At 40.7% G+C, this 14,298-nt stretch carries 10 protein-coding genes and 1 pseudogene; 2 read left to right on the top strand and 9 right to left on the bottom strand.

Features of this window, described 5'->3' with window-relative positions:
• The first annotated feature begins 328 nt into the window (after nucleotides 1–328).
• Nucleotides 329–760: a transposase gene (locus DXA15_RS04755; protein ID WP_128133297.1), complete on the top strand. Its 432-nt coding sequence runs from the start codon at nucleotides 329–331 to the stop codon at nucleotides 758–760.
• Nucleotides 761–896: 136 nt separating this feature from the next.
• Nucleotides 897–1,709 carry a sigma-54 dependent transcriptional regulator gene (locus DXA15_RS04750; RefSeq protein ID WP_128133296.1) on the top strand — a complete coding sequence of 271 codons (813 nt, stop codon included), beginning with the start codon at nucleotides 897–899 and terminating at the stop codon, nucleotides 1,707–1,709.
• Nucleotides 1,710–1,727: 18 nt separating this feature from the next.
• On the opposite strand, the gene DXA15_RS04745 is transcribed toward DXA15_RS04750, so the two are convergent.
• From DXA15_RS04745 to DXA15_RS04705, 9 genes and pseudogenes are all read right to left on the bottom strand, one after another.
• Nucleotides 1,728–3,044 (bottom strand): DUF4933 domain-containing protein, encoded by a 1,317-nt coding sequence (locus DXA15_RS04745; protein ID WP_128133295.1) that lies wholly within the window; start codon nucleotides 3,042–3,044, stop codon nucleotides 1,728–1,730.
• Nucleotides 3,045–3,173: 129 nt separating this feature from the next.
• Nucleotides 3,174–4,484, bottom strand: coding sequence for a DUF4933 domain-containing protein (locus DXA15_RS04740; protein ID WP_128133294.1), 1,311 nt, complete (start codon nucleotides 4,482–4,484; stop codon nucleotides 3,174–3,176).
• A gap of 3 nt (nucleotides 4,485–4,487) precedes the next feature.
• Nucleotides 4,488–5,696, bottom strand: coding sequence for a 6-bladed beta-propeller (locus DXA15_RS04735; protein WP_128133293.1), 1,209 nt, complete (start codon nucleotides 5,694–5,696; stop codon nucleotides 4,488–4,490).
• A 170-nt stretch (nucleotides 5,697–5,866) separates the two neighbouring features.
• On the bottom strand, nucleotides 5,867–7,489 hold the full coding sequence (locus DXA15_RS04730) for a hypothetical protein (RefSeq protein ID WP_128133292.1): 1,623 nt from the start codon (nucleotides 7,487–7,489) through the stop codon (nucleotides 5,867–5,869).
• A gap of 49 nt (nucleotides 7,490–7,538) precedes the next feature.
• Nucleotides 7,539–7,871 (bottom strand): type II toxin-antitoxin system PemK/MazF family toxin, encoded by a 333-nt coding sequence (locus tag DXA15_RS04725; protein WP_128133291.1) that lies wholly within the window; start codon nucleotides 7,869–7,871, stop codon nucleotides 7,539–7,541.
• On the bottom strand, nucleotides 7,868–8,080 hold the full coding sequence (locus tag DXA15_RS04720) for a hypothetical protein (RefSeq protein WP_128133290.1): 213 nt from the start codon (nucleotides 8,078–8,080) through the stop codon (nucleotides 7,868–7,870). The genes DXA15_RS04725 and DXA15_RS04720 overlap by 4 nt, the downstream gene beginning before the upstream one ends.
• 80 nt (nucleotides 8,081–8,160) lie before the next feature.
• A pseudogene (locus DXA15_RS04715) lies at nucleotides 8,161–10,847 on the bottom strand (prolyl oligopeptidase family serine peptidase).
• A 121-nt stretch (nucleotides 10,848–10,968) separates the two neighbouring features.
• Nucleotides 10,969–12,915 (bottom strand): TlpA disulfide reductase family protein, encoded by a 1,947-nt coding sequence (locus DXA15_RS04710; RefSeq protein WP_128133289.1) that lies wholly within the window; start codon nucleotides 12,913–12,915, stop codon nucleotides 10,969–10,971.
• Nucleotides 12,916–12,935: 20 nt separating this feature from the next.
• Entirely contained in the window at nucleotides 12,936–14,165 is a 1,230-nt protein-coding gene (locus DXA15_RS04705) for a TlpA disulfide reductase family protein (protein ID WP_128133288.1), read from the bottom strand.
• Nucleotides 14,166–14,298: the final 133 nt, after the last annotated feature.

Below are 14,298 nucleotides of genomic sequence, written 5' to 3'. Positions count from 1 at the left end.
TCAGACCGGGAAGAAAGTTTCCACGAGCAAGGAAAGGAAGGCCCAATTGTAAAAACTATACTCTAACTAATTACAAAAGAGCACTATGAACCTTAAATTGATGACATTGAGTTAAAACTGACGGCAAATAAACCTGCAACTAAGTCTGTCATTATCATTGCTTTCTTGCTTAACTTAATGACATTGTGCTTCTGCTGACGGTTTGTAAGCTGTCAATCTTTTGGCTTCAGCCACATTTATTTTATATATAGTACCATTTGTCCTTAATAATATTACCTTTGCAAGTAAAGTAGATTTAACCGGGGAATTCCCTTAATAAAGAAACAATATGAGCTATGTAAAAATTATTCTACACTGTGTATGGAGTACTAAAAACCGTCAACCATTACTTTCCGATCGTGGTCAACGTGAAACTCTTTTTGCCCATATCTGTGCCAATGCCAAAGAGAAAGGTATATGGGTTAGTTTGGTTGGAGGCTATGTCGATCATCTACACTTGATACTCTATTTGGGAAAAGATCAAATCCCGTCTAAAATATTACAACTTATCAAAGGTGAAGCTTCTCACTGGTTTAATCAACAATATGCACAACGGCTTGAATGGCAAGATGATTATTTTACTGTATCCATTGGAGAAAGTCAGCTTACAGCTGTTAGTAATTATATACTTAATCAGGAAGAACATCATCGTCATAAAAGTTTTCAGGAAGAGTATGAGGAGTTTATGCGTGTATATAAATTCAAAAAGAAATGTGACTAAAGTCAAAATCTATTATTCATATCCAGTCCGTCAGCTGAAGCAGACGGCAAATAAACCTGTAACGAACAAGTCTTTTAGAGAATGGGATAATTTTTTGTGTAAATAAATCAAGAATCCATATATCTTTGCTTTTGTTATGAGAAATGGAAAGATTATAGTAGTGGACGATAATGAGGCGGTGCTTAAAACATTGCGGATGATTCTTTCGCGTGAATTTAAGATGGTGGTCTGTGCTTCGGTGCCGACTTTGCTGCCTGCTTTGCTTCGGGAAGACGATGTGGATGTTGTCTTGTTGGATATGAATTTTGGAACCGGGAAGCAGAGCGGGGGAGAGGGACTTTTCTGGCTGGACCGTATCCGTGAACGTCCGAATCCGCCGGAAGTCGTGTTGATAACTGCTTTTGGCGATATAGAACTGGCTGTCTCTTCCCTGAAAAAGGGAGCGGCGGATTTTATCGTGAAACCCTGGGATAATGATAAACTCTTGTCGACTGTTATCGCTGCTTGGGAATCCCGTTCCGGGAGAAAACAAAATTCCTCTCGAAAGGAATCGGAGTTTCTTTCGGAAGAAACAGATTCTGTCGTTACATTGCTTGTCAATTCCCTGCTCCGGAAATATGCAACGGCTTATGGGAAACCTTTTCCCGGAATTACTCCCGATGCATTGCATAAATTGTCGGACAGGATGCTTAATGGTGACCTCAGCCTTTTGCAGCAGACCATTGAGCGTGCCGTGCTTCTTTCAAATTCATCCGTGCTCGATAGTGATGACTTTTATATGGACGCTCCTCCTGTAACTGTTTCCCATCCGGTTACTTTGGAAGAGATGGAGAAACAGTTTATCAGTGAAGTACTGGCAGAGAAAAAAGGAAATCTGACGCTTTGTGCCCAGCAATTGAATATCAGTAGGCAGACGCTCTATAATAAGATGAAGAAATATGATTTATAGAAATATCGAACATCCTATTTATCTTACCACAATCATCACATACTGATTTTCCTGTATTCTCTTGTTGTCAAGGAGATCCAGCAGTTTTTGCTGTTTAGGCGAGCCGGTTCGTTCTACGTTCATACGCATTTCTGTCAGTGTACGGATCATATAAAGATAACCGTCTGTTTGTCCGTCCGGCCAGAAAGTGAGTCCGCCGTCCAGGTCGTTGACAAATCCCTGTCCTCTACGCGGAAGGACATACGTTTTACCTTCATCTTTCATATAAACAGCCTGATAACTCAGTGTCGGTTTGTACTCATATTCAAATCCCAGCCAGCTTACGAGCTTTGGACCTTTCTTTTGATACAGGCCCATGAATAAACCTTTTGAGTTTTCATATAAAGTACGCAACCATATCTTCTCGTCCGTAACTTCTTGTTTTTCTGCATAGTCAGTCAGGATGCCGTATTTCCCGAGATTCAGATTGTACAAAGGTACAACAGTCTGAGGATCACGCATCTGGAATACGGTATCACAGAACGGTATCATAAAAGTCATTTGATCTTGTGTCTCATTCCAATAGGATGTCTGGAAGAATGGGATATTATCTGTTTGCGATTTGGAAAGTGTCGATTTATCCTTTAAGGTGAACTTTCCGAGCGTTTCGCCTGCCAGGTTAAAAGTCAGCATGCAGTTCGGAACGCCGCTTGTGTCTTCATAGTGGCTCAACATATATCCGTCGGATGAGAATCCCAGTAGTTTATCTTTTCCCAGGTTGATTGTGTATTTCTTTTCTATCATTTCCGGAAAAATATACCGGTTGATTGTCAACATCGTGTCTAATGGGGGCAGTTCGACAATCTGTGGATCGAAATACTCCTCGCTTCCTTTGTTTTCCTGGTCTTTACCGCTCATGGCACAATACATGCGGGTTGTCTTTTTGTCATAAAACAGATTATGCCCGTTCATTTCATTATTCCATTTATAGGCCAGTGCCTTGAAACCGTATCGTTTGCTTGGCCTTCCTATTTTCCGGTAATAAAGTCGCGGGTTGTTGAACGTGATGAAAGCATTGCTGTCTGGTATGGAAATGGCTTGCTTTACCGTATAGTTACCGTCTCCGACAATATAATAATCTATTTCTGAAGCGATCTGGCTTAACTTCAGTGGTTGCTTTTCGCCATCGAGGGCACTTTCCAAATCTATATGGGTAGGAGCAACAGAATAATCGACCTTTCCTTCATATTTAGGTGGAGTGATTGGACGAGTGCTCTTTCCTTCTTTTTGTTTACAGCCGCTCAGTGTACCGAGACATACAGCACAGGTGGCAATCAGAATATATAATGTTTTCATGATACTGTTTTTTTTAATTGATTGCCTCAAAAATAGGTATTATTTATTTAATTGCATCTATTGGGTACGATTTTATCGTTTATTTACGAAAAAACAGTAATAATATTGCATGCCAATGATTTAATGGCTTTATTTGGCGACAATCATTACATTCTGATTGTCCGGCAGATCACTGAGGAAGTTTTTAAGAGTTTCCTGTTTAGGAGAACCGGTTAGTTTAATTCCTTTTTTCAGTTCACCGGCCGGCCGGATCATGTACATATATTCATCTGTTTGACCATCGGGCCAGAAAGGCAAGCCTCCGTCCAGGTCGTTTATCATTCCCTGGGCTGTTAGTGGTAATGCTTTGGTCTGACGTTTATTTTTCAGATAAACCATTAGGTAATCTTCGGATGGAAAATCCTGATTCTGTTTGTCTTTGTTGTCCAGCCATCCGGATTTATTGCTTTTACCCTCCCTGTGAACTTTCAGGAATACGGCTTGCGAATTTTCCCGTAAATTATCCACCCATGCTTTATTACGTTTATCTCCTCTATTAATCACATAGGTTGCCGGCGCCTTGTATTTGCCTAAATGGATGGCATAGACCGGAGCAATGGTCTGCTGATCCAGCAGTCGGTAAACCGTATCGCAATAGGTCGCTGAAAATGTCGGTTTGTTATCATACAAATATGATGTATGGAAGAGTGTGAAATTGTAAAAGTTATCGCTTTTAATAGTACCAATGGAATCGATCCCGAAATAAAAATGGCAGAGAGTATCGCCCTTTAAGTTGAACGTGTTGACTCCGTAGTCAAATCCGGTCCCAGGGTAATTGAACCGGCCGACAGACACTTCCGGAGTGAATATTTCTACCCAGTTTTTCAGAAGACGGCGGCTTGGCAATGAGTCCGGATACAGATAATGCACCCTGCCCAAAACACTGTCCAACGGAGGAAGTTCTCCTATATATTTGGTTGAATATCCGGTTTCCTGATTCAGTTTCTTTAATTGTACGTATAACCGGGTAGTCTTTTTATCATAAAACAGGTTATTACCCGATTCATTGTCCCGCCAATTACTATATTCTGTTTTCAATCCGACCCGTTTCCGTTTTTTCCCTTGCCGATAAAGGTATAGTTTCGGCTTATTGAGGGCAATGAAACCACCCTCAACAGCGACAACTTCGGTCACCGGATATTTGTCGTCGCCTACCTGGTAATATTCGATGGTTGAGGCCACTTCGCTTAACCGGACAGGAGATGATGTGGAAATAGCTGATTTGATATCTATTTTAGCGGCAGGTGTTGAATGGTCATACCTGGTTGTATATTTTGGACTGGCAGGCTGATAAGCTGCTTCTTCCGTTTCAGAGGATATGGTTTCTTTCTCTTTCTGTTTGCATCCGGTAAACAGGATAAGGAAAACCAGCAATAGACTATATGACAGGTTTCTTTTCATAACTCATTGTTTTAATTTGGCTAATAGGATGATATTGTTATCATTTTCATGTAATGACTCAGCCAATGTTGTCAATTCTGCTTTTTCTTCTTCTGTTAATTTGTTAGACTTTAGAGCATTTTCTAACGTGTTTTTCAGATTTGCCGGTTCCATATTCTGGACAAAGTAACCGTTGTGAAAAGAATAAATAGGCCAGTCGATTTCCGTATATCCAAGATAGTCATTATATAACCGGAAAAAGGCGCCTTTACCTGTTTTTTTGTCTATAATATAATAGCTGGGGGATGAAGATTCGAATGAAGTAGATGATACTTGTTTCGGATAGGAAGCATCTCCCATATAATGGTTCGGAAGTTCGGTATATCCGTGCCAAGGGATAGGGTCTTCCTTGAAATTCAGCGTAAAGAAAGGCCGTAGGCGGTTGTTTTGATAATCGTAATGGTAGAGACTGTCAACACGTGGTGTCGGCATGATGTAAAGAATATTTACATCGAAAGTTCCGGGCATATTATTGTATGAGACTACCTCATTGCTGAAATCCTGAGGAGCTTCCAGATGACCGGGTTCTATGAATTCTTTCCTGTTTCCTTGAAAATCTTGTGTCCAGGCTATAGCCGGTAGCCCTTTGAATGGAAGTAGAACAACTGCAACCGTCGAATCCTGAAGGTCTACATGGAAAGTGCCTTTAGGAACCCGCAGACAAAGCGGTATTGCAGGCTGAGGATTACCCTTCAGGTCATAGACCAGTATTTGGGCACTTTGCCAGGGTAAAATATAGATACGGTCATTTTTCTCGTCTATATTGGCGTCATAGACATTCAGATACTCATTCGGCCCTTGTCCGTATGCTCCGATTGTGGTCAGGAAATTCCCTTTCCGGTCGAAGAGTTTGAAAGGATTTTGTTTGTTGTTCCATGCTAATAAATAATTATCGGAAGCAAGTACACGCCCTTCGCTGATCAGCGCTTCATCCCGGTTGTCCAGATGAATGATCTCCGGTTTTTCCGTAAGATAAGTGAGTAGAAGATGTATGGAGTCGGTCAGTAATTTCTGATCGCACGAAAGAACCTGGTTATCCCCAACCTGCACAAAAGTACCGACAACGGGTGAGTCTTCCAATCCGTTATTGAATGATGATTTATTGCCACTTTGACACGAGGCTATCAATAGTAAGTAAAATAAACCAGTAATAAGATTTCCTACCTTCTTCATAATGTTGCTGTTTTAGAATGATATTTGATGCAAATATATCCTTAAATGTTGAAGACAGACTAGAAAGTCAATTGACATTTTAGAGAATATATAAAGATGTAAGATATAGATATATAGATGATTACTATTTGATCGTAATAAAAATGAATTGACATTTCCTCTTTGATCATTTAGAAAGCATTCAAAAGATCATCCAGAGACAGGTTATCATCCTCAACTCCGAACTTCTCCCGTTTCATACGTGCTTTCTTTTGGCTGATGGCTGAAGGAGTGATATAATAGATGGAGGCGAGGTCTTTCGTGCTGATCCCGCTTTTCAACAGGCAACAGAAGGCGATGTCTTTTGTACGGAGTAACGGATAAGTCTTTTTTAGTCGTTCGGCAAAGCCGGACCAGATATTATTCACTGTTTCGATCAATTCGTCTATTTCTTCCGATGTTAACCTCGATTTGTTATCATCTGTGTTTTCTTTTGCTTTTCCGGAAAGGGAAGGGATCTTTTGAGATGCGGACAGACGGCGGAACAACTGTTCACGTAAGGCCGTAGCTCTTTCACGCAAGGATATCAATTCCCGTTCTTTCTCTAATTGGGCGACCTGGTTTTTTAGTTCCTGTTCTTTTAATTGTTGTTCGCCGATAATTTTCTTTTTCCGGAGACGGCTGTAAACGAGATACCAAAGGGTACAGGCTGTAATCAATATCAGACATAATGAAAGGAGGTAGATATCTTGTTGCTTCTTTTTGAGTTTTAATTGGTTGTTTTCATTTTTAAGCAGTTCTTCCTGATATCGTTGTGTCATTATCCGGGATTCGGCATCACCGGATATATTGCTGAAACTTCCTTCATAGTTTTTCCAGGCGTAGTATATTTGTTCGTCTGTTTTGTTTTTTTCATATAGCTGGGCCAATAGTTGGTAGGCACGGGTTGCAACATAAGTGTTTGTGCTTTGTATTGCTTTCTGAAGGTAAACCCTTGCCGAATCGGTTTCGCCGGATGCAATGTATATTTGGGCTTGAGCAAGCATATGATATGGATAACTTGTCCGGGTGTTACATAAACTCTGACTTGCTTTCAATGCTTCCGTTGCGTTCCTAATATTCCCCTTTTCTTTTTCAATTTCGCTTATTTTTTGATAGAAAAAGGCTGTTTGTTCCCTTGATTCGATTTCCAGTGATTTCCGGATAGCTTTTAGGTAGTAGATGATTGCACTGTCGGTTTGTTCTGAATATCGATATGCTTGTCCGATTTCTGCTAATACTTCTGCCTGGTAAGCGGCTGGGATAAAGGCACTGTCTTGTAATGACTGTATATGCTGCTGCAATGCCTGTTTTGCGTTGCCTTTGTACAGAAGGGCAAAACCGCTGTATTCGTATAATCTGGTTCGTACTACAGGATTTGTCGCAAACGGAATACCCAGGGTAAAGAAAGAGTCAGCCCGCATATAGTTCGCAGTTTGCATATTGATAAACCCACTCCAGAAACAAGCATTAGAGGTTTTGGCCGAATCATTGTTGGCAATGAAAATATCAATAGCTTTTGTGAGCAGGGAGTCTGTCCGTATGGCCTGACCTTTGCGGAATCCAGCAATAGTCTGAAACAGATCGTATTTCGCTTTAGGATAATCGGCCAGCTGGTCAGGGTTCTTTATCTTCTCCAGAAATATTAATGTACTGTCCGGCTTTTTGTCCAGATAATTTTCAGCCTGTTCCAACCAATACTCTGTTTGTCCGCCCGTACAGGCCGACAAAAGTAGTGTAGATTGTATAATTAGTAGCCAAAAAGTATTTTTCATGACTTAAATCATCACGATTAAAATAGCATTATCATATTGCCTTTGAGTTTTAAAATATAGTTTGTTTAATCTTTTCTATTATTTCCTGGAATGCACTATTTTTAATGCGGCTGCAGATCTTAACAACATCGCGATCCGTATATCCTCCAATAAGTTGACAAATAACATAACTCTCTTTAGATAAGGGCTTTGTTAACATAGTGTTGTCTAAAGAATAGGTATACTGGGGATTATAATTTTTGGATGAAATCATTGCTATATAGAAAAAATCCTCACTTTCCTGAAGTTCATCATTGGAAATGACGATTGCCATGTGTGGTTTACTTGTTCCATCAGGGAAAAGGTAATTAACCTCTATGATATCTCGTTGATGAATTTTCATTCTGATAGATATTTCTCTATATGTTTAGCCATGGAACGTTTAGAATTTGTAAAAAAAAGAGTTTTCTCTTTTTCTATTATTTCTTTCTCTGAGTCTTTCTTTTCTGAACGAATTTTCCATCCCATTTTTTTTGCTAGAAACTCAAAAATAGGGACTTCCGACTGCGGAATATCTACTTGTATGCTTGATATGTTTCCTGTTGTTTTCATTTCGTTCATATATCTATATTACAAAGATATAAAGAATTTCTGAATCATTATATCTTTGTAATATAAAAGATGTGTATTGCTTAGTATCCTAATTCAAATTCCTGATCGACTGCCGGGACTCCTTCGTCCATCCATTTGGGCATTGGTTGCTTGTTTAGGTAATGCTGGAAGAACTGATACATACGCTTCTGGAAATCTATCCGGTTTGCCAGACGCATCGGCCAATGAATTTCTCCGGTATAATTGAGCAGCCATACCGGTTTCTGCAAACGTTTGAGTGCTACAAAATATTCTATTCCCTGATACCAGGGTACATGACCATCGTTGTCGTTATGCATTATCAGGATGGGAGTTTCTACTTTATCCATGGTAAACAACGGAGAGTTTTCCATATATTGCAATGGGGAATCCCATAAAGTTCCGCCGATACGGCTTTGTCCGTGTTCATATTGGAAAGAACGGTTCAGTCCTGATCCCCAACGGATTCCTCCGTAGGCACTGAACATATTGACGACCGGAGCTCCCGATTCGATAGCGGCAAACAGGTCTGTCCGGGTAGCAAGATAAGCAACCTGATATCCGCCCCAGCTATGACCTTGTGCACCGATCGCTTTTTCATTTATATATCCTTTGGCTATTAATGAGGTAATACCCGGCATGACACAGTTGAAACAACTTTCTCCGGGATAACCGTCTACATAACGTACATCCGGATTGAAAATGATATAACCATTGCTGGTATAGAAGTGATAATCGATCGTGGAACGATGCGGTTCCGGCATATGGTAAGCATAAAGCGTTTCTGAGTTACGTTCGTAGAAGTTTACGATTACCGGATATTTTTTGTTTGGGTCGAAGTTCTCCGGTTTATAGACAACTCCTTCCAAAGGTGTTCCGTCCAGAGAAATCCAGGAGACGAGTTCGGCAGTTCCCCAATTCAGATTTGCTTGTTGTTCTTCTCCATGGGTAAGCTGGATGGACTTTTTGAAACTAAGGTCAGAAAGCCTTATATTCGGATATTGCTCAAATGTTTCAGAGGTATAGATCACTGCATCCGAATATTTCGCTTTGACAGGTGTTTTCAGCATGAAGTTTCCGGTCAGCAGGGCTTTCGGCGCTTTGGGGGCAGAGAGATGGGCACTGTAATATCCGGAACCTTTTGTCTTTTCATTGAACACTTGTAATAACTGTGACTTTGTTATATCAATGAATTTTTCTTCTTTATCCAATCTGATCAATCGATATGAAAGTTGTTCCTTTCGTCCGTTTACTGTCAGGTTTACAGGAGCGACTTCTGCTGTAGGATCAAACTTCCAGATATCATAACGGTCGTATATCAGGAGGTTGCGATCATCAGCAGTCCATCCGGCCAAACCGTGAGGTGAGGGATAGTCCGGGACGTCATTGTCTTCATCCCAGGCGGCAAAAGTAGTGGGAGTTGTCAGACGGTATTCTTTTCCGTTTGCCAGGGAATAGGTATACCAGGAACTGTCTTGCACACAATACCAATAAGCATATGTCCCTTTGGGGGAAAGTTGCATATTGCTGTTGCTTGCTTTTTTTATTTGCCGGCGTTCTCCGGTTTGAAGATTAACTGTATAGATATCATAACGGCTTCTGCTTCCCACATCTGTTCCGTTGCATAGGGGTGGTTTGTCGATAACAGGGCGGTCGTAGCATTACCTTCATCGGCAGTGATCAAATGAGGGATTTCCTTGTCTGCCAGTTGGAAGAGGGTGTTGTCGGAAATGTTATAAACGGCAGTGTAAGTTTTTTTCAGGTCTTTTTCTTTATTATATACTTGTTGAGTATATTGTACACCCTCATCCCATTTCCAGATTTGTACGTCGGGACGATTTTCTGCCAGTATGGTAGTATCTTTTTGCATGGGAGCCGGTGCTGTTCCGAAGAAAATACGTTCGGAGTTATCAGAAAAGCGGATATCACCGTTCTCGCTGATCACCCAGCCTTTGGGTATGAAGTTTTGTCCCTTATCGGCAACGATGCGGGCCCGGGTATTATTTTCAGCCAGATAAAGTGAAAATTGCGTATCGGTTGAGTCTTTATCCGGACAATACAGGAATGCTATTTTGTCGCCGGTTTTATTGAATGCTACTTTTTTAATTACACCTTTACCTTCGAAAATGACGGTATGTCCTTTCTCCGGGGTAAATGTGGACAAGGTGGAATCTGTCGTATAATATAGGATGTTTTCTTTTTTAGCGAACCCGAACTCCTTGACATCGGCAAACTGTACCTCTTTTGCTCCGTCCAGCGAACGTACATGGAGTGCAGTATCAGATTTGCTGTTCCGTTTATAAGCAATCCAGTCTGCGCTTTCAGAAAGCTTGTATGACTTCAGGGAGTCTATCGTTTCTTTTTTGTCTGAGAGATTGAAAATGACGAGTTCATCCGAAGGCATATCTTCTTCTTTGGTCTTTTTTAGTTTCAGGGCTTCTACTTTTTCAAGTTCCGGCTTCTTGGTAACCAGCAGGTAACCGGAAGATGCAGAAAATTCAGCCTGTGTAGCCGGAAGGAAAGAAGCTGTCATTTCTCCTTTGGCATTGTACACGAAAATACTGGCATCTCCCCGCCAGGGTTCCATCTTACAGGCTACCCATTTCCCGTCGTGGGAGATTTTTTGTTCTGTGATGCGTTTCCAGCTAACCATTTCGTCGAATGTCATCGCTTTTTTTACTTCCTGTGCGGAAGCACTGCAATAAACACTCAGACAAATAAAAAGTACCCATTGTTTGAAATATCTCATGCCGACCATTATATATGTTATGTTTGTGAATGCAATATTACGACTTTTTGATTTTACCGCAAAAAAAAGCGGAGACCATTACCTGATCTCCGCCCTTATAAATAGTATATTCCGGATTTTCTTATTTAGCCAGTTCTTTATTGATCATTTCTTTCATCTTGTCCACTCCCATGAAACCGACCTGGAAGTGAACCGGAGTACCGTCTTTTGCCACTACCATGTAAGAAGGGACACCATTGATTCCGAATTTCTTTCCCCAGTATTCCCATTGTTCGGCAGTAACACGGTAGTGTTCACCTTTGATGTCCGGGATCATTTGTTCCCAGGTCCCTTTCGGAGAGTTTTCGGCTGCCAGGTAGAGGAATACGACGTCTTTTCCTTCATATTCTTTCTTTACAGGCTCTGTCTCTTTCATTGCCATCCGGCAGGGACCGCACCAGGTTGCCCAAAAGTCAACGAAGACAACTTTGCCGCGGTAAGGTGTTGTAATTGCATTGAATAGTTCTTCGGATGGGATATCCGCAATGTTCACACGGTTGACGGTATAGCCGGATTTCTTTTTGTTTTCCTCTATCGTCAGTTTCAGTTTGTCATTCATTTTGATAAGTTCCTCTTTGAGTGCCGGATTCAATGTATTGGCCTTTGCCAACTCTTGTTCATCTAAAGGACGGAACTCGCTGATAGAAGCTGCCAGTTTTTGTGCGGCTAACATATCGAAAAGAAATCCTTTATCGGTTCCCATAATCCGGGCAATATCTGCTGTATTGTCTGGGAATTTTTCGTCTTTCTCTAGTTTGATATCTTTTCCGGTGAAGTTGATAAACTGAAGGCCTCTTAGCAAATAAGCCACATTACTATTATAAATAAAGTAAGGATCATTGGACAACAGTTCCGGCAAGAAATTGAAATAATCCTGGGTAGCAATCGGCTTTACATAGTTGACCAGAACAGAATCTTTGGGGATTTTGTTTGTTTGCCGGTAAGCATATTCAATTGCTCTGTAACCAAGCAATTGATCAGCCAGTTCATGCTTTAGTTTCATGGCAATCAATTGACGATGTGCATCGCTGATTCCTGTCAGTTGACTTAGCTGATCGACGGCTTTCTGATATTTTTCAGTCCAATATTCTTTATATTGATCAACCGTCATTGTACTGATGTCTTTCATCATCTGATCATATTCTTCCTGACTTCTGACACTGAATGAAGGTTCTTCAACCGGATTATTGGCGAGGTCGTTGTTTATATCTGCCAATGCTCCGGTGAAATAGAACTTGTTTCCTAATGAAGGCTTGGAAGATTGTATCTTGGATTGTGCACGACAAATTTCCGGCATATTAATTTCGACTGAAGTTGTTTCTCCCGGCTTCATATAGAAACGGGTATGAACAACAGAGTTTCCGGATAATACCACACTTGAAATATGTAATAAAGGAATTTCCAGTTTAAAACTTCCATCGGGCTTAACATTTATAGTGTTCTGGTCTGCACCGGCTGTGAGAATATTGAATACCCATATAGGCAGTTCTTCATCCATCCCCGGTTTGTAACCAATAAATTTACCGTTTAGTGTGGCAATCCCCGATTTCAGCTCCGGTTTTTCCAGGACAGGCGCTTTCTCCGGTTTCTTTACGTTGGGAAAGTCTACTGTGGGTGTCTTTCCATCCAATCGTATACCCCAGATCTTGAAAGCTCCTTTGTCGTTACCTTCGATAAAATCGATTGTCTTTGTATCCTTTGGAAGGGGAGGGAAAATCAAACGGAAAGAGGCCGTACCTGATTCCGGCATCCAGAATTCCTCATTGAGCGTGATACCGTCGCCGGCTTTGATCCGGTAACTTTTACCATTGGCTTCCAATGTCGTTTCATCAACGATCTTGATCCAATATTTGGGTCGGTAATAAGCGTCGACATACATGATGGTGGCTGTGTCGTTCAGAATAATTTTCTGAAATTCGAGCGTATTGGTGTTGCGTACTTCAAAAGCCGGTTGCTCCACTACGCGATCCTGAGCATGCAAACTTGTGCAACAGAGGAATAGAATGAGTAAACTGATAATGTGTTTCATACCTTTATTAATTTAGATTGTTAGTCTTTTATAAAACTCTTGAGTTCTTCCAGAAGAGCATCTTCCCTATATCCTTCTTTGATTTTCAGGATAAGACCTTCCGGCGATATATAAACAAATGTAGGAAGAGCTTTTACTCCGTAGTGTGCCGCTATGCCACTCGAACCTAATCCATCAGACAATTGAAGCCAGTAATTGCTAACGGGACTTTTAGCAACTTCTTCTTTCCAGACGGATACAGGATCTACAGATACACTGATTACGATCACTTTTCCTTTGTATTGTTCTGCTATTTTTTCTAATTCGGGTAACGCTGCGACACAGGGACCGCAAGCCCGGCTCCAGAAATCAAGAAGGATATAACTTCCTCGGTAATCGGAGAGGTGGTGGGTTTTACCTTCAACATCTTTTAAATCTGCATCATAGATTTTGTCTCCGGTCTTTACTGTTGATGAAATAGATAACAAGGATATTATTTCCTGTCCCAATTGAGATTGTTTTTGCTCATCAGTCAGTTTGCTATATACAGTAATAATGAAAGTCCGGACTTTAGACCTTTCAGTCTCTTTTAAATTGTTCAGTCCTGCCAAGCTCATGGAGTTGTCCGACATTGAAACAAGTTTGTTAAACTTCCCTTCTTTGTAGCATTTGGCTGCATTTCTTAATTCTTCCAGTCCTGCAAGTGTTATGGGATTTTTCAACATTAGTTGTAATTCTTTGTATAGGATGACTTCATCATGGATACTATTTATCTTTAGGTGCAATGAATCGAACTGCTGCCGGGGATTCGGATTTTTGCCATCAGCATTAGCAAGTATTTTCATGGCTTCGGCAGTCAAATCATGAATTTGCATTGCCTCTTTTTGAGTCGCTTCTCTGAAACGGTTTAATTCTATCTGTTCCGGGATTGGAATATCGCTTTCTGCTCTCCAGGTTTGTACATAAGGAGCTTTTCCGGTAATTTTAATGTTAGCTCCCGGTTTTACCCAAAACTGATAGCCGGTGCGGTTAACAGTGAGAAACATTTTGGTAATAGTGTCGACCTCCCTGGTAATTTTGAATTTACCATTTGCCATTGTAAAAAAGTCATCGACCTGCATTCTGGCTGTATTTCCTTTCATTTCCGCACAACTGAGAGTAATACTGTCCGGCATGTTCTGGATATCACCTTCGATTGTACATGTTTTTTGTCCATAAACGGAAAAAACGGTTAATAAAAATTCCAATAATAATAGACTTGCTGTTCTCATGGATAATTTGATTTATAGTTAATGCCGGCAATGTACAAGTTTATTTGGATTTGATATACTGGAAAATACGAATATTTCGTAGACTGCAACATCTATTAACATGTTGCAGTCTACTCTTTGACTTTTGTAACAT

Origin of the sequence: Parabacteroides sp. AM58-2XD (genome assembly GCF_003463685.1) — a bacterium.
Taxonomy (GTDB): domain Bacteria; phylum Bacteroidota; class Bacteroidia; order Bacteroidales; family Tannerellaceae; genus Parabacteroides; species Parabacteroides segnis.
This window is presented reverse-complemented; position numbering and strand designations above follow the sequence as displayed.

Excerpts from the sequence above, each read along its gene's own strand:
- DXA15_RS04755 (WP_128133297.1), top strand. The coding sequence starts at position 329 with ATGAGCTATGTAAAAATTATTCTACACTGTGTATGGAGTACTAAAAAC.
- DXA15_RS04750 (WP_128133296.1), top strand. The coding sequence starts at position 897 with ATGAGAAATGGAAAGATTATAGTAGTGGACGATAATGAGGCGGTGCTT.
- DXA15_RS04745 (WP_128133295.1), bottom strand. The coding sequence starts at position 3,044 with ATGAAAACATTATATATTCTGATTGCCACCTGTGCTGTATGTCTCGGT.
- DXA15_RS04740 (WP_128133294.1), bottom strand. The coding sequence starts at position 4,484 with ATGAAAAGAAACCTGTCATATAGTCTATTGCTGGTTTTCCTTATCCTG.
- DXA15_RS04735 (WP_128133293.1), bottom strand. The coding sequence starts at position 5,696 with ATGAAGAAGGTAGGAAATCTTATTACTGGTTTATTTTACTTACTATTG.
- DXA15_RS04730 (WP_128133292.1), bottom strand. The coding sequence starts at position 7,489 with ATGAAAAATACTTTTTGGCTACTAATTATACAATCTACACTACTTTTG.
- DXA15_RS04725 (WP_128133291.1), bottom strand. The coding sequence starts at position 7,871 with ATGAAAATTCATCAACGAGATATCATAGAGGTTAATTACCTTTTCCCT.
- DXA15_RS04720 (WP_128133290.1), bottom strand. The coding sequence starts at position 8,080 with ATGAAAACAACAGGAAACATATCAAGCATACAAGTAGATATTCCGCAG.
- DXA15_RS04710 (WP_128133289.1), bottom strand. The coding sequence starts at position 12,915 with ATGAAACACATTATCAGTTTACTCATTCTATTCCTCTGTTGCACAAGT.
- DXA15_RS04705 (WP_128133288.1), bottom strand. The coding sequence starts at position 14,165 with ATGAGAACAGCAAGTCTATTATTATTGGAATTTTTATTAACCGTTTTT.